We start from the raw sequence: 20,541 nt of genomic DNA on the forward strand, positions 1-20,541 counted from the left end.
GACCCCTTATGTATAAAGAAGACGACTAATGGAAATAATTTCCCCACCAAAATATTGGCCCAGCAACAGCCCCAACCCCCTTTGAAGTCAATTGGCTTTCGGCCAAGTGCTGCAGCTGAGCGCAAATTCGTCATCAGCTGCAAACGACCTAGCTAAAATCCGCTTCACAATAATGGCCATCCCAACCGGAGGTCATTATGGAACCCGTTGCCATTCCCCAATCGATCGACGATCCGATCCACATTCTGTTGTGGAGTGCAGACGAGATCGTACCCTTCATGGTGAGCATGCTGACCGGCATGTTGATCGATCAATTTATTCCAGGCTTGGCGCTTGGCTTTATCGCAGTCAAGTTTTACCGGCGTTTCCGCGATAACCGGCCTGACGGCTACACCTTGCATGCGCTGTATTGGCTGGGTTTGTTGCCGAGTCGCGCGCAGACCATCCCCAATCCCTACATTCGTCGGTTCCTGCCATGAGATGGTCGGATTTTCTGCAAACCTGGGACGGGCACGAGACCGAGAACCGGTTTAGCCGCGTCGTCATCATTGGATTGCTCGTCGTGTGCGTGATTACTTCGCTGGCCGCCTGGCGCACCGAGCGCAGCATCATTCTGGTGCCGCCGAGCTTGACGCAGGAAGTCGAAGTGACGCGCAGCCAAGCGTCCAGCGAGTTCAAAGAGTCCTGGGGATTGTTCCTGGCCGAATTGCTCGGCAACACCACGCCGGCCAATGCCGACTTTCTGAAAACTGCGGTTGAGCCACTATTGGCGCCGGATATTTACCGCAGTGTCCTGGATGCCATGAGCGATCAAATCAAGGCCATCAAAATGGACCGGGTCGCGATCAGTTTCACCCCGCGTCACGTCGATTACGAAGCTGAGACCAACAAAGTGTTCGTCAGCGGCGAACTCAAAAGCCAGGGCCCCAGTTCCAAACCGGACGTGAAGCCTCGTACTTACGAATTCATCATCGCCATCAAAAACTATCGTCCCCGGCTGGAATACATCGACGTGTATCCGGATTCCCCCAGAACCTTGGACCGTCTGAAAGCAATGCAAGGCCAAACCCGCGAGGCTCGACCATGAATCGCTCATTCCTGCTAATTTTGTTATTCCTGGCCGTTAGCACTGCCTTGTCTGCGGATGAATTACCCGTGACTGTGTTACCACCGGCAACCACTGTGGCCGAAGATTCTTCCTCATCACAGCCAGTTGTCCCGTCGCACCCAGATTTTGGCATTGAATTACCCCCAGTCGATGCCAGCATCTTGAAAGCAGCCAAACAGCAAGCGGCAGCATCAAACGCAACATCAGCCACTTCCATCGGCCCGCAACATATTGCCGTCAAACCGGGCATCAACGAACTGATGCCGATTGCCGTCGGCCACTTGAATCGCCTGGTCACGCCATTCGAACATCCGGTGGTCACGACCACCAGCCAGGCCACCACTAGTACCAAAGGCAAAATCGTTTATGTCGCCACCGCCGACGAAACGCCGGTCACGCTATACATCACCCCCGGCGACAACCAGGACATCGCGCTGTCGCTCACCCTGATCCCCAAACGCATTCCGGCGCGGGAAATCCACCTCGATCTGGATAAGGACAGCTACCAGTTGTTGAACCTATGGCAGCGCGCCGATACGGCAAATCGAACCTCGAGTCAACAGGAACAAGCTTACATCAGCCAACTGAAAGCACTGTTTCGGGATTTGGGTTTACAAAAGACTCCGCCCGGCTATTCGCTACGCGAACCCAAGCCGCAGGAACTGATTCGCTGCCTGCAAGATCGCGTGCAGATTAAAACCGGCCAAGTTCTGGAAGGCCAGGATCGATTGATTTTGGTGGGTCTTGCCCAAAATACCGGCAGCGAGATGCTCGAGTTCGACGAACGCAGCTGTGCAACGACGCAACAGGATGTACTTGCCGTTTCGGTCTGGCCCAGCGTGGTATTGAAGCCCCAGGAAGCCACCGAATTGTATGTCGTGGTCCGACAATCACCTGAGGCTTCAGCCAGTTTGCGTCCCTCATTATTGACTGGGGGGCAACGGTAATGGCGGTCGTCGATACCTGGTGGACACGCTTGAGTCCGACCGCCAAACGTAATTTAGCTGTCGGCAGCATTGGTACCGTGACGCTGGCAGTGATCATCGCGCTGGCCACTGTTACCCCGGAAGTCAGCAAGCCGCTGAGTAAACAGGCCACCATCCAACACATCCTGACCGATAGCGATCCTCGCTCGCTCGGTATCGACGGCATTTCCGCGCAATTGCGCGATCTGCTGCAGAAGAATGAGGAACAAGCCCGTCGTCTGGCGGCTATCGAGGAACAGCAACGGCGCGAACAGCAATCCGACGAAACGCGTTTCAAACAATGGACCACCGCTGAGCGGGAAGCCTATGAATCCAAGCTTCAAGCGGTCACCGGTGAAGTTGAGACGTTGAAGAACAAAGCGTCTACAACGGCAGTGGTTGGCAATCCTGGCGACGCCAATCAACCTGCTGTGGAGCCAACGGCACCGGGAAGACCGTTATACCGCCGCCCGAGCAATCCGCCGTTCGACAACGGGCAAGACGATCTCAACCGCGTGTTCGAGCAAGCCGCTATTCCCGCACCGACTGCTAGCAATACCGGCGTCTCAGGAGCACGAGCCAATAATCAAGCGCCGGCGGCGATGCAAATTCGCGTCATCCAGGAAGGCGCTGACCAGTCCAATGGTAAAGACAAAGACGCAGCGCCGACCAACGCTCACGGGCAGTCGCAGCAAGGCCACACCAACAGCGACGTTTTCATCCCGGCCGGCAGCATTTTGACCGGCGTCTTGTTGAACGGTCTCGATGCCCCGACCGGCAAAAAAGCCAAGAAAGAACCGATGCCGGTGCTGTTTCGCATCAAGAAGGAAGCCATCTTGCCCAATCGTTTCCACGCCGATGTCCGTGAGTGCTTTTTGTTGGCTGCCGGCTTTGGCGACTTGAGCGCCGAGCGGGCCTACTTTCGCGGCGAGACCTTTTCCTGCGTACGCCAGGATGGTGGCGTGATCGAAGTGCCGATGAATGCCTACGCCACCGGCGAAGATGGCAAAAACGGTGTGCGTGGCCGAGTGGTGTCCAAACAAGGCGCGCTACTCGCCCAATCCATGATGGCGGGCTTTTTACGCGGCTTTTCCGATGCCTTCGGTCGCAACCAGATTCCGATGCTGATGACCGGCGGGCTGGGGGCACTTTCCGGTACTACACCGTTTCAAAGCGCGTTTTCCTCGCAGTCTATGGAAGGCGGTGCCCTGAAAGGCGCCGGTTACGCCATGGAACGCCTGTCGCATTTTTACATGGACATGGCCGAAGAGATTTACCCGGTCATCGAAGTCGATGCGACTCGCCAGGTCAACTTCATCGTGCAAAAAGGCACGGCGCTGAAGCTGAAGTCGCCGAGCTGATTCTTTAACCCAACTCCAAAGGTCGTTATGACGGTACGCCAAATTTCTGTATTGATAGCCACGTTAATCGGTACATCCATCGCCCTGGCCGCCAATCCGCAAAAGCAGCCGGTCTCGGACATTGCAGCCGGCTTGCTCTCGATCAAAATCGACGGCATGCAAGACTTGCCGATCTCGGGCCTGAAGATGGTCAAGTCCGGTGAACAGACGATGTTTATCTCCAGTAATGGCCGCTTTGCCTTTTACGGCGGCAAATTGATGGACATCTGGACTCAACAAGAGATCAAGGAACTGGCGGATATCGACAAGATCGCCAACCGCATCGATCTGTCCCGAATGAAGCTCAAGGCCGACGATCTCGGCGCCGTGACGGTTGGCCACGGCAAAGGCCAGGTGTTGGTATTCATCGATCCGCGTTGCCCTTACTGCGGCAAGGTCATGAAAGACCTGCAAGCCTTGCAAGACCAGTACACCTTCAAACTGGTGATGGTCCCCATCCTCGGTCCCGAATCGCAAAACATTGTTGTGCAACTGACCTGTCAGTTGGGAACCAGCGAGACAAAAGCCAAAGACACCGTGCGCGAGCGCTTGTTGAAACAGGATTACGCGGGCTTGCCGACCGAACCACCGGTTCAGTGCAACAAAGAGCCGCTGCAAAAGGCCGTGGTCACCGCCAAGTTATTCGATTTGAAAGGCGTGCCATTTCTGATTGCTCCTGACGGCCGCACTCACAGTGGCGCACCCGAGGTGTTAGCCGATTGGTTGGCGGACAAACCTAAACCGTCGCCCAGTCTGGCAACAACGCCCGATACAAACGCACAAAACACAAACGCCACGGAGAAAAAGCCATGAAACGCTTTCATCAGTTTTCTATTTATAGCCTCAGTGTACTGCTGATCGCCATCACCACCGGCTGCGCCACCGACTACGGCTGTAAAGGCATGCCGGACGAACCCAGCTGCCTATCGACCACGCAGGCCTACCAGGTGACCAATACGGCGGTAAAGGAAGCCCGTCCGGAAAATAGCCAGGAATCAGAGCCAATCTCAAAACCGACACTCGTACATCCGTTACAACAACCCGTGCCCAAGATCGAGGATCCCACGCCGATTCGGACGCCATCCCAGGTGATGCGCATCTGGATCGCGCCTTGGGAAGATGCTGAGGGCGATTTGATGGTGTCCAACTACGTCTACACCGAACTGGAACCCCGGCGTTGGATGATTGGCAAGGCGGCTTCGACAGCCAGTTCGTCGTTGATTCCTTTACAAGTCGAGCAACGCCCACCGGAGAAACGATCCAGCGTCGATACCACTGATGACGAGAGTCCAGTGAATCGATTAGGCAAACCATGGCCATGATGGGGTAACCCATTTAACCGCAGGTACCACACCTCCCTGCGAGAGTGAGCGGGCAACCGCTTAAAACCTGCCGGACTGAACGTCCGAGATTCGACGGGCAACCGTCTTTTAACTACATAGAGGATATTTTTGATGAAAACATCGCATCGAACCGGGGTACTGGTAACCCTGGCATCGCTATTTTTTATGTTGATGGCATCCGACGCCATGGCCGGTGCCGGCGGTACCGAGTTCAACAACGTATGGACCTTGCTGACCGGCTGGGTAGAAGGCTTGCTCGGCCGCATCATCGCCATCGTGTTCGTCATCGTCGGCCTGGTCGCCGGTGTCGTGCGTGGCAGCATCATGGGCTTTGTACTGGGGATTGCCAGCGGGGTCGGCCTGTTTGCGGCACCGACCATTATCACCAACATCGTGACGGCCTCGATTTAGGCCTGGAACAACGATGACCGGTTCAACTATTGATACCGAGAACGCGGCGGGCAACCGCCGTCCTTGTCCATCGGCGAAGGCCCAGCGCAGCGTCAAGGTCCAAGCCGCCAATGGTCAGCCGATCAACCCCTGTCATCCGGCTAGAGCCCGGCAGCTGAAACGCAACCAGCGCGTCTCGCTGGTGTGCCGGCAACCTTACACGATTCGTCTCGATCCGGAATGTCCCGTTGAAGACCTGTTGTTGTTTGAAGAGGATTTCCTGTTATGACCACCGCGCAACGTCCCCGTGCCGATCAGCTGTTCCCGGTACTGGCGTATGAGTACGACCATCATCTGTTCCTGATGGCCGATAGCAGCATCGGCTTTGGTTTTCTGTGCCGACCGCTGACCGGTGCCGATGCCAGCGTTTCCGCGCGCGTCAACGTGTTGCTAAACCAGGATTGGCCGACTGACACCTTGTTGCAGGTGAGCCTTTGGACTTCGCCTGACATCGAAGAATCGCTGGCAGTCATGCAGACCCGGCGCTTGAAACAGCAAAAGCCAACCTATAAAACTATGACTCAAGCCAGTATCGAGTTTCTGCGACAAGGCACCACCAAACCGCCGGAATCGATCTCGGGGGCTCGCTTGCGGCGCAGCCATATTCTGGTCACGGTCAAACTGCCGATGGCCTATCCCAGACCCAGTGAACAAGACATCCGTCGAGCCAGCGAATTGCAAATGGCCACCCAGCAATCGTTGTCGACCATCGGCATGTATCCGGAACTATTGGGCGCCGATCAGTATGTTCGCATTCTGAACACGATTTTAAACTGGCAACCCGATGCCGGCTGGAAAGATCGGGTGGTACCCGAGTGCGATCCGACCCAACTGATCCGCGACCAATTGCTGGATTACGACAACGCCCTCGAACTCGATGAAAAAGGTCTGTGGCTCGGTAGTAAGCGCGTCAAGACCTTGTCCGCCAAACGCACCCCCGATCATTTTTACTTCGGCAGCGCCAAAAGTTACTTGGGTGACATTCTGTCTGGTACCCGTGGCATCCGCCAGAATACCTTGCTCAGTCTGACCCTGCATTACCCGGATGCCGAATCGACCCGCACCCGCCAGGAAGGTGTTCGGCAATTCATCACCAACCAGGTTAATACACCGATAGCCCGGTTTTTACCAGTGTTGGTTCAACGCAAACACCATTTCGACGTATTGTTCGATGCTTACCGCGACGGCGACCGGCCAATTCGGGCGTATTTTGGGGTGCTGCTGTTTTGCGACGAAGCCGAAGAAGCGGCGGCGGTGTCCAATGCCAGAGTGTATTTCCGGGAGCTGGGTTTTCAACTGTTGGAAGACAAGTATTTTGCCTGCCGTTTTTCTTGAACTGTTTGCCGTTCGGACCTGAGCGGTCGGCGATTGCCGATTTAAAACGTTACCGCACCCTGGCCACTCGTCATGCGATTCCCTTGTTGCCGCTGTTCGGCGATTGGGCCGGCACCGGCACGCCGACCTTGAACTTTGTTTCACGTAATGGCGAACACATGGCCGTGTCGTTGTTCGATACTACCGGCAACTACAACCTGTGTATTGCCGCCGAATCCGGTAAAGGCAAATCGTTTCTGACCAACGAGATCATCGTCAGCTACCTGACCGAAGGCGCACAAATCTGGGCGATCGATGTCGGTCGCTCCTATGAAAACCTCTGCGAGGTGCTGGAAGGCGATTTCGTCAAATTCACTCATGGTTCGAACATCTGCATGAACCCATTCGAGATCGTGCAGAACTTCGAGGAAGAAGCCGATATGTTAGCTGGATTGGTCAGTCAGATGGCGGCGCCGACCGAGAAACTCACCGATTTCCAGACGGCCGGTCTGAAACGCATCCTGAAACAGCTGTGGACCGAAAAGACGAAGGCCATGTCCGTGGACGACATTGCCAGGCAACTCTGCGCCGAAGCCGATCAACGCTTGAAGGATGTCGGCGAGCAGCTGTTTCCCTTTACAACCCAAGGCGAATACGGTCGCTATTTCAATGGCCGCAACAACGCCAAGTTCACCAATGACTTTACCGTGCTGGAACTGGAAGAACTCAAGGGCCGCAAACATCTGCAGCAGGTCGTGTTATTGCAACTGATCTACCAAATCCAGCAGGAAATGTATCTCGGTGAACGCAACCGGCCGAAGATCGTGATTATCGACGAAGCCTGGGATTTGCTCACCGAAGGCGATGTCGCCAAGTTTATGGAACACGGCTATCGACGGTTTAGGAAATACGGCGGCGCAGCGGTGACGATTACCCAGTCGGTCAACGACTTGTACCGTAATGCCGCTGGTCGGGCCATCGTCGAGAACTCGGCCAATATGTATCTGCTCGGTCAAAAAGCCGAAGTCATCGAAGGCATGAAACAGGATCGGCGTCTGCCACTATCGGATGGCGGCTATGAACTGCTCAAAACCGTGCATACCTTGCCCGGTGCCTATTCCGAAATTTTCTTCATCACCGAAATGGGCTCAGGCATCGGCCGGCTGATCGTCGATCCGTACAAACGCATCCTGTTTTCCACCAAACCCGAAGACGTCAACGCCTTGAAGCAATTGCGCCGGCAAGGTTTGAGCCTTGGGGATGCCATTCAACAACTCATCGACAGCCGTAGCAGTAAGCCTAAGGAGATTAGTTATGGATCCTAAATCGCAATGGCTCAGCACCGTTTTCATCGCAGCCTGTCTGGGCGGCATCGGCGGTTGGTTGGCGGCACAACAGCAATTACAACAACCCTTAGAACGCCTCAATCTGGTTACGCCGGTTTTCGTGCTCGATCGGGTCAAGCTGATTCAATCGATACCTCCCAATGCCAGCCAGGAGCAAATGGCCAAGATCGTCGATGACTGGCAGGGTCAAGCCAAGAAACTCAGTGATGCGGGTTATCTGGTCATCGATTCAACGGCGGTGGTGGCCGCGCCGGAGGATGTCTATGTTCGACAAGCCGGACGCTAAACCGATGAAGAAACCATGGCCCCATTCGCCATCGTCGTACCGTGTTACTCGTGCGCGTTTAGGTCTGTTTCTACTAAAAGCGATACCGATTTTATTGCTGGTATTAGCCGTGGAGCATTATATCGGTCAACGCTTTCTCATCGGTGGCGACGACCAGGTCGATCGCTGTCTACCGGACAAATGGATTTACCTGATCGATACCCACAACAAGGACATTTGGCGTGGTGATTTCATCGCGTTCCGCGCCGAACGCATGGCGCCTTATTTCAAAGACGGCCAGATCATTGTCAAAATCGCCGCCGGTGTTACAGGTGACACCGTCCATGTCGATCCGCAGCACACCACAATCAACGGTGAACGGATCATCGACGGGCTGCCGTTGACCGAGAAACTCAAAAAGCCGGCGACACAATTCAAACGTCATGAAACCATTCCACCTGCAGCCTATTGGGTCACGGGGCAAACCGACAAAAGCTTCGATTCACGATACTGGGGCTATGTCTACGACCATCAAGTGATTGGACGGGCCTATGCGTTGTTTTGATCTTCCCCAAAAGCCTTGGCGTCAATCGGTGGTCTGTTTGCTCTGTTGGTTCGGTGTGCAAGCGGTTCAGGCGGAAGAAGCGTGGCTGCAACGCTCTCAGGCTATTTTGAAAGCCTTAGAAGGCCAGTCCCGACCCGACTGGTTAAATGGTCAAACTGAACAGCTGGACATAAAACGCCAGGCGCAACAGGTCCTGGAAGCTTCACAAGTGATTCGGGCAGAGGCGCTCTCGACAAGCCCGACAAAATTGGCGAACGGTCTGCCGACAACCATTTCGAACAAACCACTTACGCAGTTGTTTGTGTCTTTCTCTCTGGGTGAGCATGCGCTGAAAGGCCTATTCGAAGAAACAGCAGGCCGAGACGATGTGTTGCTGGTGTTTCGCGGCCCAAAGCCCGGCCAAACATTACCGGCATTCATGGCCGACCTCAAACGCTTGCTGAAAGGCATCGAGCCGCTGCCCAACATCATCATCGACCCCACCCGTTTTCAACGATGGTCGGTTTCATCGGTGCCTGACATCGTAGTCGAACAAGACGGTAAAGCCCAATTGCACGTTCGAGGTGTCAGCAGTCTGTCTTGGCTGAACGAGCAACTCAAAACCGGCAAACAGGGTGATTTGGGAACCTTGGGCGATGTCAGCGAGATTGCTGAAATCGACTTGCTCGAAGAGATCAAACGCCGGATGGCGGCCATCGACTGGAAACAAAAGCAACGACAAGCGGTTGAGAGATTTTGGGGACAACAAAAATTCGAAGACTTACCCACGGCTCAGGCGGATAGCGACCGGATCGTAGATCTGACCATCACCGCCCCGCGCGATCTGACGGCACCCAATGGACAGCTGATCATTCGAGCCGGACAAACCGTTAATCCGCTGGACAAGATGCCGTTTGGCTTATGTCTGATGGTGTTTGATGCCACGGTGCCGGCTCAAGTCGAGCTGATTCAGCATCAGTCCTGCCAAGACAAACAGGCCCGTGCGATGTATCTGGCCACGGCTCTGCCGCGCCAGTCCGGGTGGAACAACTTAAAGCATATGGAAACCACGTTGAAAGCGCCAGTGTATTTACTGACACCGGATGTGCGCAGCCGCTTTCAATTACAGCAGGTACCGGCGATTGTCGAACAAGTCGGCAACCAGTTAGTGGTTCGTGAACGAAAACTGCCTGCCTCAACAGGAGAGCGGTCATGAAGCGGTGGATTTTGCCTTGGACTTTGGGAGTGTTGGTGACGTTGGCTACCCCGGTCTATTCCGAAACCACCACCAATAGCGTCGACCCATTGTGCTCGGACGCCGAGCTGTGGTCCGGCAAACTGATCACCGATATTTGCTGGAGTTGTCTGTTTCCGATTCGCGCGGCCGGTGCATCGTTGGGTGGTGGCAATGTACCGAGTATCGCCACCGATGAGAAGTTCTGCTTTTGTACCGACAGCATGAATATTCCGGAACTGGGCATGACCCTGGGTCTATGGAACCCGGCCCGATTGATCGAGATTGTTCGTAATCCCTGGTGTTCGCCGGCGTTGGGTGGGCATAAATTCAGTGCCTCGAATGTGCGTCTGATTGCCACTACCGGCAAAGCAGATTTCGATGCCAGCGAGATGTCGTTTTTCAATTATCACTATTTCGCCTTTCCGCTGACTATCTTATTGGACCTGTTCTGGGATGGCCGCTGTAATAGCGATGGCTACCGGGATTTTGATTTGCTGTATGTGTCAGAGCTGGATCCCACCTGGAACAGTGATTTGCTGGCGTTCTTTACCAGCCCGGAAACAGCGTTGTTTGCCAATCCGGTGGCCATTTCCGCCTGTGTCGCCGATGCTGCGGCGGCCGCCACCGGCAATCCCTTGGATGCCTTGTTCTGGTGTGCCGGCGCTTGGGGGCACATGTATCCCTTATCTGGCATTTCACCGACCAGTTATGGCACCGATCCCAGGATTACCAGCTTGTTGGCCACGCGGGCCACGGCATCCTTGCATCGACGCGGGCTGGCCTGGAAAACCTCCGGTAACGATGCCTTGTGCGGGGGCTATATCTACCCCTTTATCCCCAAGTCCCAATACCGGCTATCGATGTTTTATCCGGTCGCCGAAACCGAGTCCAATCACGCCATTGGCGAAACCACCTTCAAGTGGGGTGCGGGACGTACCTATCCGGGGCCGGGTGAAGACCATCTTTACCTGCTGTGGCGTTGGCAGGACTGCTGCGTGGGGCTGTGATGACTGTCAGTGAGTTATTCGAACCGCAACATTGCTTGACGCAGACATTGTCTGCGATTTTGTGCGTGACGCTGGCCTGGACGCCGTTTGGCGTATCTTGGGCAGATGCGATTCAGGCAGCTGGGCGCAATGGCCAACAACTAGGTGAGCAAATCCTCGGCGATTTTGCGTTTCCGCTCGATACCGGCAACGGCACCCTGACCTTGAATCCGGGGACGGCTCAGGAAAGTACGATTTCGATTGGCACGTTGTTTCCAGATGCCCAAAGTTCCACGAGCACAACCCAAGATTTTGCCGATCTCTACGGTAACAACCCCGGCACGCTTGCCGCCGGTTTGAACGCACAGACATCATTGAACGGGGAAACCAGCTTCACCGGCGAAGCCTATCGCACACTGATCGACAATGCCCACCAGTCGCACCCGGACTTACAAGCCGATCCGATCTGGCAGAGCGGTGATCAGGTATTCAACAACTTCACGCCTTGGGCACAGTCTTTCGCGGACTGCACGACCACCACGACCCAAGCCGAAACTCAGCAATCGGTGCGGGTAACCGACTATCAGCTTTGCCTCCGGCAACCGACGGTACCGCAAAGCTGCATGGCTACCCATCAGGTCAATGTCGAGCCCCTGATCCGCTTCGTCAGTGGTGATGGTGGTTTTTCCAGTTGCGGGCCGGGTTGCATGGATTTGTATGTCGGCCGGGTGGGTAACGACTATTGGGAATCAAGTTGCGGACTATTTACCTGGCAAGTCCAGTACGACGTGTTGCATCCGGAAGCCATCACCAGCGCCACGCTGGAAAACGTTAAATACGATGACCACACTCGGGTCTATTATGACAATCAGTTGATCTATACCGGTTCCAGTGGTTGGAATGGACCCTGCGAATTGGCCGTCAGTTGGGATGAACATCCTAATACCAACGTGCTTTACGCATTTAACAGCAGTGGTATCAAGGTGTTTAAGGAAGAGACGCTGGTTTCGGGGCGTGGAGAGGGCTATTCGCGAATACGACTGCGTTATGACTTATCGAAACTGATCACCCAGGACGAATGGAGTTGGAGTGGACCGAATTGCCAAAACTTGGCCAATGCGATTACTGACGGCATTTGCCAAGCCGGCAGCCAATTGAGTTGCACGAACGATCCAGCCAATGCCTCGGGTTGTTACGTTGATCCGACTTCGCAGGTGATGGTTTGCGGCACGGATTTGGCCCAAGCGCCGGTGGCCAGTTCGTCAGGGATTCGCAATACCTGTATGAATATCCAGGCCGCCGGAAACTGCGATCTCAATCAATATGGCCAATGCTGGACCGACACCGCTGGTACCCACTGTTTAGAACCGCCGGCGAACGGAATACCCAACAAGAGCTGCGCGTCGTTGGAAACCCAAGGCTGTTCATTTATCAAAAGCCAATGTACCAGCGTACTCGCATCAGGCACCTGCTGGGACAGTGTCGATACCTACGATTGCGGACAAACGATCGGTATTCCAGGCATTCAAAGTAATACCCAGCAGCAATGCGCCGGGCCGATACGCTGCATGGGTGAAGACTGCATCAGCGTGAATCGCACGCAAAGTCAGGATTTCAGTAAGGCGGTCGCCTTGCTCAATAGCGCGCAGCAAATGGCGATGGATTTACATTGTGACTACGCCAATGCCGATCTTCAGCAAAAGGATCCGACCACCTGTCAGGTATTTCAGGGCAAACCGGCCAGTTGCAAAATGGTCGGTGGCGCACTCAGTCTGGTCGATTGCTGCGAAACACCCTCGGGCGCGATGGGCTTAGGACGTTACATTGATTTGCTGATCGCTACCAGTCAGATGGATAGCGCGGTCATGGCCATGGATAGCACTTCGGCGATTCGAGGCGCTTGGGAAACCATGCGTACTCCGTTCACGTTGGCCGGCGATGCATGGAACAGTTTTCAAGCGGATTTTGCTTCGGGCGTCAATAACTTGGTCGGTACCGACATGCTGAGTACCAGCGATATTGCCTCAAAAGGGTTGCTCGACTCGCTCAAAGGCGAATTGATGAAGTCGGTAGCGGAATGGATCGGCCAGACCTTTGGTCAAGCCGCCGGTAATGCCTTGTTCAGTGCCGGCGGCCAGGCGGCCTTTGATGCGGCAGGTAATCTGACGCCAGCGGCGCAATCAGGCGGTGTGCAACTGGGTGGTGGCGCAGCGGTAGCAGGACAACTGCTCAGCACCTTGATGACGGCGTATACCGTTGTGATGATCATCATCATGATTATCCAGATGGTCTATTCCTGTGAAGAACCGGAGTACGAACTGGCCGCCAAGAAACAACTGAAAGTCTGTAAGGACCTGGGTACCTATTGCGAAAGCAAGGTGGCGGGTGTGTGTTGGGTACGCAAGGAAAGTTACTGCTGCTACAACTCGCCGCTAGCACGCATCCTCAATGAACAAATCAAACCGCAGTTGGGCATGGATTTTGGCACACCGGAAAGTCCGAGCTGTACCGGCATCAAAGTCGCGGACCTGGATCGCGTGGACTGGACACAGGTCAACCTCGACGAATGGTTGGCTATTCTGGCACAGACAGGGCATTTGCCGTCCGCCGCCAATGCCGCATCCATGCTCAATCTGGATCAGCTCACCGGTACCGGCAGTCGGCTGAATCCACAGAAATACGGCGCCGCCTCCAGTGGTCGCCAAGACACCTTGACCCGCACCCAAGGCCGGATGACCGATTTGGACGTGCCTACGGTCAAACGGCAGTCTGAGCTGGAAGGCTGGGGCATGGGGCCGCAATAAAGGCGGCCTAAAACTTACTGAACTGCGTCTTTCAGGCCTTTGCCAGCTTTGAACGAAGGTAATTTGGCGGCAGCAATCGTAATGGCTTCGCCGGTTTGCGGATTGCGGCCAGAACGCTCTGCGCGCTCTTTCACTTCAAACGTACCGAAAACCACCAAGGCTACGGAATCACCCGCTTTCAATGCCGACTGAATGGATTGAGTAATGCCATCCAATGCGCGGCCGGCATCGGCTTTGGTCAGGTTAGCGTGTTTGGCGATGGCGTCGATGAGGTCGGATTTATTCATGTTTATGTCCTTTTTGAAAAACCTAAAGATTATCCGGATTTTCCATTTAAACAACTAAAAATTCAGCAACAACTCCGCCATCCCATCCAGCTTAGCCTTGACCTGTTTCCAGTCCGGCATTTGCAGGCTCAATAATCGATAAAACTCCGGACTGTGATTATGTTCCTTCAAGTGACAAAGCTCATGGATGATCACATAGTCGATACATTCTCTGGGTGCCTTGACCAAATGCGGATTTAGCAAAATATGCCCCTGCGGTGAGCAACTACCCCATTGCTTTTGCATGGTCAAAAGCTTAATCGTTGGCAGCGACTCATTCAGCCATAACACACCAGGAGCCAATGCTCGCAATCGGCGATGAAAAACTTGATGGGCATGGGATGAGTACCAGTCTTTCAATAACTGACAGATTTTTTCTGTGGAACGATCAGCCGTGACAACCTGTAATTGCCCGTGCAACAGTTTGACGGTCGGGCGATGGCTGTTGGTTAAATCCAGAACTTTTAGCGGGTAGCGCTTCCCCAAATAGAAATGACTTTCGCCACTGATGTACTGCCTGGGCAGCACCTCGGCTTGCGTTTCCCGGATACGGCTCAGATTCTGCAATAACCAGCGCGCACGTTTCTGCACGGCTTGCTTGATCTTCGACAGTTCAATACCGTCTGGCGCATCCACCTGGACGACTCCATCGGGATGGATATGAATAGCAATTTTGGTCGATTTGCTGTTTAGAAAACTAACTTTGTAGCTAATTTCCTCGTCGCCGTAGCGAATAGATTGTTGGGTCATGGTTTTTTGGACAAACCGACTCGGGTGATTTGCACGATATGCTCGATGACTTCCTTGGCCTTATCCATGCCAATCAATTTGAACAAACGCGGCAACAAACCTTTACGGATTTCAGCTTCGATGTTTTGCGGATTGACGGAATTTTCCGCAACGGCCTTATCGACCAGTTCATCAATGGCAAAAGCCTGTTCAACGTAACCTTGCCTGTCCGCCTCCGACAATGCGTTGAATGCCTCTTCGCCAAACACTAATTTGAATACCCCAAAGTAAGCTTTGGCATGGGGATTGGACGCCAAGGGATCCGGTGTATCCGGCACCTCACGTTCGGTCAGCTTTTCCTCCAAGTCCTTAAACAGCACGTATTGTTTGAACGGATGCTCGAACATCGCTTCCGCATCACGAATAGCCTGATCCAGCAATTCCGAAAACACTTTTTGCGCGTAAGGATCGTCTTGCAAATCCTGTTCGATGGTTTTCTTCAGTCGGGTGCGAATAATGTCGGTTTCGTTGCGGGTCTTTTCGTCAGTCCAATCTTCGGGTTTTTGCTTTCCGAGCTCATTGACGATGAATACGCCTTCCGGCTCGCGAATGCATTCACCGACCACATGCTTATCGATCAGCTTTTTGATACGCGACGCGTAGTCGGAATAGTCGATGGTTTCGCCGGCATCCTGGCGGGCTATTTGCCGGAGCTGGCTGAAAAACCGGACATCGCGCTTATAGGTGCGAATATCGTCTTCGGAAAAACTGCGGTCTTCGTAGAAACTGCTCGAACCCAGCGCTATTTCCAGACACAGACTAAACGCCGTCAAGGCCTCGTAAAAGTCTTCCCGCACCTTTTGCTTGGCATCGTAACTGTCACCGGCGTCGTCGGTCTGATAATGAGGAATCAGCACCTGGCGAAACTGCTCCAGGTCGGCGCGATTTTTAACGTCTTTGAATATCGCCCATAACGTATCGTGCAAAACGGGCAGTTTTTTATATTCGGTGTTCACCTGATGATACAAACCAATCAGATCATCAATGTCGTAACCGTCTTGGGTGCGTTCGGCCAAATTTTGATAGGCCTCCAGGGTCGTATCCAGCTCTTTCAATATTCCCCGGTAATCGATCAACAAACCAAACTTCTTTAATTCGTGCAGGCGATTGACGCGGGCAATGGCCTGGATCAGGTTGTGCTGTTTAAGCGGTTTGTCGATATACAACACCGCGTTGCGCGGCTCGTCGAAACCCGTCAGCAACTTATCCACCACAATCAGAATTTGCGGATCGTCTTCGTCGGCGAATCGACGAATCACTTCCTTGGTATAAACCTCTTCGCTTTGGTTGCCGACATGCTCTAACCACCACTGTTGCACTTCCGGCAAATTGCTTTCATCCACCTCATTGTGACCTTCGCGGGTGTCGGGCGGAGACATGATGATGGCACTGGTCACCAGACTGGTTTCATCGAGATATTTCTTATAGCGAATTGCCGACAGCTTGCTGTCGGTTGCTAATTGCGCCTTCAAGCCATCGGCCACGTTTTTGACGAAGTGGTCGGCAATATCGTGAGCGATCAGTTCGATGCGGCTTTCGGATTGGTAAATTTGGCCTTTCTGCGCAAATTTCTTTTTCAAATCGGCGCGCTGCTTGTCGGTCAAGCCTTCGGTAATGCGCTCGAACCAATTATCGATGGCCTTGGCATTGGTACCCAGTTCCGGCACCCGTTCTTCGTACAGCAAGGGCGTGACCGTGCCATCTTCCACCGCGCGCTGCATGGTGTAGGCATGGATGATAGGGCCAAATTTGTTGGTGGTTTTATCGTTTTTCAGCAGCGGAGTACCGGTAAAGGCAATGTAAGCCGCGTTCGGCAAGGCCTGACGCATACGTTCGTGGGTTTCGCCGCCGTGGCTGCGATGGCCTTCATCGACCAATACGATAATGTCGGAGCTTGGGTTATGACACTCGGGCTGTTTGGAGGCGGTGGCAAACTTATTGATGATCGAGAAAAGAATTCGCTCGTTACCCTGGCTGATGCGCTGCGCCAAATCCTTACCCGACGTGGCCTTGGCTTTTTCGACGTCCCTCGGTGACGCCAAGGCGCCGGCATTGGCAAATACCTTGCTCAACTGCGTTTCCAGATCAAGTCGGTCCGTCACCACGAAAAAACGGCAGGGTTTTAGCTGCTCATGCAGGATCAAAGCCTTGGCCATGAACACCATCGTAAATGACTTGCCGGAACCGGTGGTATGCCAAATCACCCCACCCTGACGGGCATCGCGGCTGTCCTTGCGCGTGACCTGATCGACCAGCTTCTTGATGCCAAAATACTGCTGATAGCGCGCGGCAATCTTGCCGCTTTTTTTATCGAACAGGATAAAAAAGCGTATGAATTCCAGTAACCGGTCAGGCTGCAGCAAGCTGACTATCAATTTGTCCTGGCCAGTCACTAACAGCTTGCCTTGCGCGGTTTGGCTATCGAAATACTGCCGCATCCAAGCCGGCCGGTGTCCGAACAACTGCGCAGCCTGACTCTCCGATAACGCTGTGTTCTTGATCGCGTCGAAGCTGTCGTCATTTAGCAATTCTTCCCGCCATAACGCCCAAAACTTGGCCGGTGTCCGGGTAGTCCCATACCGGCCATCCAGACCATTCACCGACAGCAATAATTGGTTGTAGGCAAACAAATGCGGAATCTCGGCGACGCCTTGATTTCTGAGGTGCTGCGAGATGCCCTCCTTGAGCATGTCCTTATGCGGATTGTGTGGATCGGGCCGCTTGGCTTCGATACATACCAACGGAATACCATTCACGAAACAAACGATGTCGGGCCGTCGAGTGCCGGTTCCGCCGGCATTCAACACCTCAATTTCGTCGGTGACCTGAAAGCAATTATTGGCCGGGTTTTCCCAATCAATGAGGGCGATGGTAGGTTGGGCTTTTTTGCCGTCGATGAATTCGGTAACGGTCAGCCCTAAGGTCAAGTGGTCATACAGCCGCTCGTTGGCGGACAGCAAGCCTTCGCCCAGACCGGGCGAGGCCAACTGCCGCACGATGTCGTCGATGGCATTATTGGAGAGTGGATAGTCCTGACCTTTCCAGTTAAACCGGCGTTTACGCAGTTCAGCGATCAGCACTGACCGCAACAACACTTCGGAGGTTTGTCCGCCACGATAGGCAAAGGCTTGGGCCGGCGACAGGTACTCATAGCCCATCGCTATCAACACCTGCAAAGCCGGTATTTGCGAACTGAAGACTTCCTTGGTTTCAGGGATGACAGTCATTGCATTACTCCCTCTCCCCTAGGGGGAGGGCCGGGGTGAGGGAATCGAATGACAACCAATCGAATCGCTTCCAACACCGACTCAATATCCCTGATTACATCATGATTCCAAAACCGCAACACCCGATACCCCAAAGATTCCAAAAATTGGCTGCGCTGTTCATCCTGCTTTTGTTGATCGGCATGCTGACCGCCATCCAATTCGATGATTAACTTTGGCTCCAAACACAGAAAATCGGCAATATAAGGGCCGATAACTTGTTGTCTGCGAAATTTGCAATCAGCCAATTGCCGATTTCTAAGCCGATACCACAACAGTTTTTCCGCATCGGTTTGATTTATTCTTAATGCTCGGGCGAGTTGTTTCATGCTGACTCCCTCACCCTAGCCCTCTCCCGGAGGGAGAGGGAACTGAACCTTGCACGATCCGCAGATAACGTTCCAAGGTGGCTTGCTCCAGGCTGGCTACCAACTCGATAAACAGGCTGTAATCGCCGCGGGTATGCGCGGTATCCAGGGCATCGTAATAAGCCAAGCGATTTTCGACCGGAATGATCACCGGCAAAAAGCCGCGCCGCATCAATTCAAAGTTCATCAACAAGCGTGAGGTACGGCCGTTGCCGTCAACAAACGGATGGATGCCAATGAAATCGACGTGCAGCCGGGCGGCGCATTCCACCGGATGCATCGACACAGTTCCCTCTCCCTCCGGGAGAGGGCTAGGGTGAGGGGAATCAAAACCAGTCGCTTCCCGATACCAATCCATCAGCCCCGCCATCGCCTCCGACACCTTGATGTAATCCGGCGGCAGATGCTCGGCGCCGGCGATCACCACGTTTTCCTGCCGGTATTGGCCGGCGTTGCGGTCGTCGATGTTTTTCAGCACCAGATGGTGAATCGATTTGATTTGCCACTCGCTCAAGGCTTCCTGGTTTTGCACGATGGCTTCGACGTAATCGATAGCTTCCTTGTGGTTGATGACCTCGAAATGCTCGCGCAACGGTTTGCCGCCGATGGTGATGCCTTCCAGCACTACCTTGGTTTCCTTCAGGGTTAAGGTGTTACCCTCGATGGCATTGGAATGGTAAGTCCATTCCAGCACTTGCTGTTCGTGTAGAGTACGAACGGTGTGTTCCGGCAACGGCCGTAGGCTATCCAGGCGGGATTTAAGGCGGTCGATTTCGGCAAAGCGGGCGATAGCGTTCATGACTCATCGGCCTTCACGCGGCGTTTGCCGGTGAGTAGTTGTTGCATCAAGGCTTTTTTTTGAGCAGTGAGTAATTTCAACTGCGCTTCAAAATTTAGCTGCTCTTGCTCAGCCTTGTTAATCACATTAGCTATTTTGATCTGTTCCTTCAAACCAGGGATTCTCAGATGGCCATTAAAGAAATCAGTTACGCTCACATTTAAGAGCCCATGATTCCTGGCGCCTTCTTGTGCAATGGCATAAATTTCATGGTCATAATAACCACCTTCAAAGAAATGCCGAAAGAAATCATGATTATGTTTACTTGGTTTCTTGACTGCAAAGCACATATAAAGCGTGGATACAATGCCTTGAGAATATCTTTCCAATGGCTTTATTGCTCCAAATGGATATCCGATTGAATAACTTTTATTAAAAGCAAAATCGCCTTTTTTTAATAAAATGTAGTTACTTAAATCATCGCTCGCAATAACCCTATTAAAAGCTTCCTTCTGACTAATCAGACCGTATCTGCCGGAAATGGTCAGAACATTTGTATCTCCATTAACATTTCGCGTAGTTATTCGGTCGAAAATATCTTTGAATTTGTATTCAATCCAACTTGTACTTCGAAAACTTGGTAACCGCTGTTTTCCTGTCAGCAATTGCTGCATCAAGGCCTTTTTCTGCTGCTGACTATTAGCCAGTAATTTTTCTGTAGTCGTGATAGCTTGGTCCCAAGCGACCAGTATTTTGGCAATTTTCTTTTGTTCACCAAGGCTAGGGAGATTAACAGGAAAGCTTTTGATACTTTCTGTGTCAAGTCGGCCTGTGCCATGACCGGCAATGGAGACCAGTTGCCGCATCTTTTCTTTTTGGCTCGCCAGAAAAAACGAAAGAAATAATCCATCGACCTCTTTTTCAGGGATCAACGCCTTAATATCTTGATTGAACGACATTGGTCGAGTGACATATCCAACAGGAAAATCCTTGAGTAAGGTCATACCACGAACCAAAATCAGGCTCGCCCCCGCTGGCGCAAGCTTCGCATTTACGACGCCCGCATCAGTCAAGGTATCAATACTATTTATTAGGTAATGTTGCTTTAAATCCTTAGCCGTTATCCAAGGATGAACTCCACCCCAAAAATCTGCATTTTCCTTACTCGGCGTCCCCCCTGAAGAGAACTTAGCAATTTCACCGAGTTCGGTTGCTTTCCAGTTAGCAGACAACATAACCGCTTCCCTCCCAT

19 protein-coding genes and 1 pseudogene are annotated in these 20,541 nt (G+C 53.2%); 14 read left to right on the plus strand and 6 right to left on the minus strand.

What is annotated here, in order from left to right; translation table 11 throughout:
• Positions 1–197 precede the first annotated feature (197 nt).
• The 14 genes and pseudogenes from traL to traN all read left to right on the plus strand — a co-directional run bounded on the left by traL (position 198) and on the right by traN (position 13,762).
• Entirely contained in the window at positions 198–479 is a 282-nt protein-coding gene (gene traL / locus ACMXD4_RS12590; RefSeq protein WP_064028648.1) for a type IV conjugative transfer system protein TraL, read from the plus strand.
• Positions 476–1,087, plus strand: a complete 612-nt coding sequence (locus ACMXD4_RS12595; RefSeq protein ID WP_415878284.1) for a TraE/TraK family type IV conjugative transfer system protein — start codon at positions 476–478, stop codon at positions 1,085–1,087. Before traL ends, ACMXD4_RS12595 begins: the two co-directional genes overlap by 4 nt.
• Positions 1,084–2,055 (plus strand): type-F conjugative transfer system secretin TraK, encoded by a 972-nt coding sequence (locus tag ACMXD4_RS12600; RefSeq protein ID WP_415878285.1) that lies wholly within the window; start codon positions 1,084–1,086, stop codon positions 2,053–2,055. Before ACMXD4_RS12595 ends, ACMXD4_RS12600 begins: the two co-directional genes overlap by 4 nt.
• Entirely contained in the window at positions 2,055–3,434 is a 1,380-nt protein-coding gene (locus ACMXD4_RS12605; protein WP_415878286.1) for a TraB/VirB10 family protein, read from the plus strand. Before ACMXD4_RS12600 ends, ACMXD4_RS12605 begins: the two co-directional genes overlap by 1 nt.
• Positions 3,435–3,461: 27 nt before the next feature.
• A complete protein-coding gene (locus ACMXD4_RS12610; RefSeq protein ID WP_415878287.1) occupies positions 3,462–4,286 on the plus strand; it encodes a DsbC family protein in 825 nt (274 codons plus the stop codon).
• Positions 4,283–4,795, plus strand: a complete 513-nt coding sequence (locus ACMXD4_RS12615; protein WP_415878288.1) for a TraV family lipoprotein — start codon at positions 4,283–4,285, stop codon at positions 4,793–4,795. Before ACMXD4_RS12610 ends, ACMXD4_RS12615 begins: the two co-directional genes overlap by 4 nt.
• A 132-nt stretch (positions 4,796–4,927) precedes the next feature.
• A complete protein-coding gene (gene traA / locus ACMXD4_RS12620) occupies positions 4,928–5,227 on the plus strand; it encodes a TraA family conjugative transfer protein (RefSeq protein WP_415878289.1) in 300 nt (99 codons plus the stop codon).
• Between the two features lie 13 nt (positions 5,228–5,240).
• The gene (locus tag ACMXD4_RS12625) at positions 5,241–5,495 is read left to right on the plus strand and encodes an RRXRR domain-containing protein (RefSeq protein ID WP_415878290.1); all 255 of its coding nucleotides are present in this window, start codon (positions 5,241–5,243) and stop codon (positions 5,493–5,495) included.
• Positions 5,492–7,905 (plus strand): annotated as a pseudogene (traC, locus tag ACMXD4_RS12630) (type IV secretion system protein TraC). The gene ACMXD4_RS12625 and the pseudogene traC overlap by 4 nt, the downstream one beginning before the upstream one ends.
• A complete protein-coding gene (locus ACMXD4_RS12635) occupies positions 7,895–8,212 on the plus strand; it encodes a hypothetical protein (protein ID WP_415878291.1) in 318 nt (105 codons plus the stop codon). Before traC ends, ACMXD4_RS12635 begins: the two are co-directional and overlap by 11 nt.
• Complete coding sequence (lepB, locus tag ACMXD4_RS12640) at positions 8,190–8,756, plus strand: signal peptidase I (protein WP_415878292.1); 567 nt, start codon at positions 8,190–8,192, stop codon at positions 8,754–8,756. Before ACMXD4_RS12635 ends, lepB begins: the two co-directional genes overlap by 23 nt.
• Positions 8,743–9,951: a TrbC family F-type conjugative pilus assembly protein gene (locus tag ACMXD4_RS12645; RefSeq protein WP_415878293.1), complete on the plus strand. Its 1,209-nt coding sequence runs from the start codon at positions 8,743–8,745 to the stop codon at positions 9,949–9,951. Before lepB ends, ACMXD4_RS12645 begins: the two co-directional genes overlap by 14 nt.
• Entirely contained in the window at positions 9,948–10,979 is a 1,032-nt protein-coding gene (locus ACMXD4_RS12650) for a TraU family protein (RefSeq protein WP_415878294.1), read from the plus strand. Before ACMXD4_RS12645 ends, ACMXD4_RS12650 begins: the two co-directional genes overlap by 4 nt.
• Positions 10,979–13,762, plus strand: coding sequence for a conjugal transfer mating pair stabilization protein TraN (traN, locus tag ACMXD4_RS12655; RefSeq protein WP_415878295.1), 2,784 nt, complete (start codon positions 10,979–10,981; stop codon positions 13,760–13,762). Before ACMXD4_RS12650 ends, traN begins: the two co-directional genes overlap by 1 nt.
• Before the next feature lie 14 nt (positions 13,763–13,776).
• On the opposite strand, the gene ACMXD4_RS12660 is transcribed toward traN, so the two are convergent.
• The 6 genes from ACMXD4_RS12660 to ACMXD4_RS12685 are packed head-to-tail and all read right to left on the minus strand — an operon-like array spanning position 13,777 to position 20,524.
• Complete coding sequence (locus ACMXD4_RS12660; RefSeq protein WP_415878296.1) at positions 13,777–14,049, minus strand: HU family DNA-binding protein; 273 nt, start codon at positions 14,047–14,049, stop codon at positions 13,777–13,779.
• Between the two features lie 54 nt (positions 14,050–14,103).
• The gene (locus tag ACMXD4_RS12665; protein WP_415878297.1) at positions 14,104–14,838 is read right to left on the minus strand and encodes a M48 family metallopeptidase; all 735 of its coding nucleotides are present in this window, start codon (positions 14,836–14,838) and stop codon (positions 14,104–14,106) included.
• Positions 14,835–18,104 (minus strand): type I restriction endonuclease subunit R, encoded by a 3,270-nt coding sequence (locus ACMXD4_RS12670; protein WP_415878298.1) that lies wholly within the window; start codon positions 18,102–18,104, stop codon positions 14,835–14,837. The genes ACMXD4_RS12665 and ACMXD4_RS12670 overlap by 4 nt, the downstream gene beginning before the upstream one ends.
• Positions 18,101–18,472, minus strand: a complete 372-nt coding sequence (locus ACMXD4_RS12675) for an endonuclease domain-containing protein (RefSeq protein ID WP_415878299.1) — start codon at positions 18,470–18,472, stop codon at positions 18,101–18,103. The genes ACMXD4_RS12670 and ACMXD4_RS12675 overlap by 4 nt, the downstream gene beginning before the upstream one ends.
• A gap of 10 nt (positions 18,473–18,482) precedes the next feature.
• A complete protein-coding gene (locus ACMXD4_RS12680) occupies positions 18,483–19,310 on the minus strand; it encodes a Fic family protein (protein ID WP_415878300.1) in 828 nt (275 codons plus the stop codon).
• The gene (locus ACMXD4_RS12685; RefSeq protein WP_415878301.1) at positions 19,307–20,524 is read right to left on the minus strand and encodes a restriction endonuclease subunit S; all 1,218 of its coding nucleotides are present in this window, start codon (positions 20,522–20,524) and stop codon (positions 19,307–19,309) included. The genes ACMXD4_RS12680 and ACMXD4_RS12685 overlap by 4 nt, the downstream gene beginning before the upstream one ends.
• Positions 20,525–20,541 lie beyond the last annotated feature (17 nt).

The organism is Methylomonas sp. TEB (genome assembly GCF_047777895.1).
Lineage (GTDB): Bacteria > Pseudomonadota > Gammaproteobacteria > Methylococcales > Methylomonadaceae > Methylomonas.

What these genes read in the sequence shown, in the direction of transcription:
- traL (WP_064028648.1), top strand. Translation starts at nt 198, where the DNA reads ATGGAACCCGTTGCCATTCCCCAATCGATCGACGATCCGATCCACATT.
- ACMXD4_RS12595 (WP_415878284.1), top strand. Translation starts at nt 476, where the DNA reads ATGAGATGGTCGGATTTTCTGCAAACCTGGGACGGGCACGAGACCGAG.
- ACMXD4_RS12600 (WP_415878285.1), top strand. Translation starts at nt 1,084, where the DNA reads ATGAATCGCTCATTCCTGCTAATTTTGTTATTCCTGGCCGTTAGCACT.
- ACMXD4_RS12605 (WP_415878286.1), top strand. Translation starts at nt 2,055, where the DNA reads ATGGCGGTCGTCGATACCTGGTGGACACGCTTGAGTCCGACCGCCAAA.
- ACMXD4_RS12610 (WP_415878287.1), top strand. Translation starts at nt 3,462, where the DNA reads ATGACGGTACGCCAAATTTCTGTATTGATAGCCACGTTAATCGGTACA.
- ACMXD4_RS12615 (WP_415878288.1), top strand. Translation starts at nt 4,283, where the DNA reads ATGAAACGCTTTCATCAGTTTTCTATTTATAGCCTCAGTGTACTGCTG.
- traA (WP_415878289.1), top strand. Translation starts at nt 4,928, where the DNA reads ATGAAAACATCGCATCGAACCGGGGTACTGGTAACCCTGGCATCGCTA.
- ACMXD4_RS12625 (WP_415878290.1), top strand. Translation starts at nt 5,241, where the DNA reads ATGACCGGTTCAACTATTGATACCGAGAACGCGGCGGGCAACCGCCGT.
- ACMXD4_RS12635 (WP_415878291.1), top strand. Translation starts at nt 7,895, where the DNA reads ATGGATCCTAAATCGCAATGGCTCAGCACCGTTTTCATCGCAGCCTGT.
- lepB (WP_415878292.1), top strand. Translation starts at nt 8,190, where the DNA reads ATGTTCGACAAGCCGGACGCTAAACCGATGAAGAAACCATGGCCCCAT.
- ACMXD4_RS12645 (WP_415878293.1), top strand. Translation starts at nt 8,743, where the DNA reads ATGCGTTGTTTTGATCTTCCCCAAAAGCCTTGGCGTCAATCGGTGGTC.
- ACMXD4_RS12650 (WP_415878294.1), top strand. Translation starts at nt 9,948, where the DNA reads ATGAAGCGGTGGATTTTGCCTTGGACTTTGGGAGTGTTGGTGACGTTG.
- traN (WP_415878295.1), top strand. Translation starts at nt 10,979, where the DNA reads ATGACTGTCAGTGAGTTATTCGAACCGCAACATTGCTTGACGCAGACA.
- ACMXD4_RS12660 (WP_415878296.1), bottom strand. Translation starts at nt 14,049, where the DNA reads ATGAATAAATCCGACCTCATCGACGCCATCGCCAAACACGCTAACCTG.
- ACMXD4_RS12665 (WP_415878297.1), bottom strand. Translation starts at nt 14,838, where the DNA reads ATGACCCAACAATCTATTCGCTACGGCGACGAGGAAATTAGCTACAAA.
- ACMXD4_RS12670 (WP_415878298.1), bottom strand. Translation starts at nt 18,104, where the DNA reads ATGACTGTCATCCCTGAAACCAAGGAAGTCTTCAGTTCGCAAATACCG.
- ACMXD4_RS12675 (WP_415878299.1), bottom strand. Translation starts at nt 18,472, where the DNA reads ATGAAACAACTCGCCCGAGCATTAAGAATAAATCAAACCGATGCGGAA.
- ACMXD4_RS12680 (WP_415878300.1), bottom strand. Translation starts at nt 19,310, where the DNA reads ATGAACGCTATCGCCCGCTTTGCCGAAATCGACCGCCTTAAATCCCGC.
- ACMXD4_RS12685 (WP_415878301.1), bottom strand. Translation starts at nt 20,524, where the DNA reads ATGTTGTCTGCTAACTGGAAAGCAACCGAACTCGGTGAAATTGCTAAG.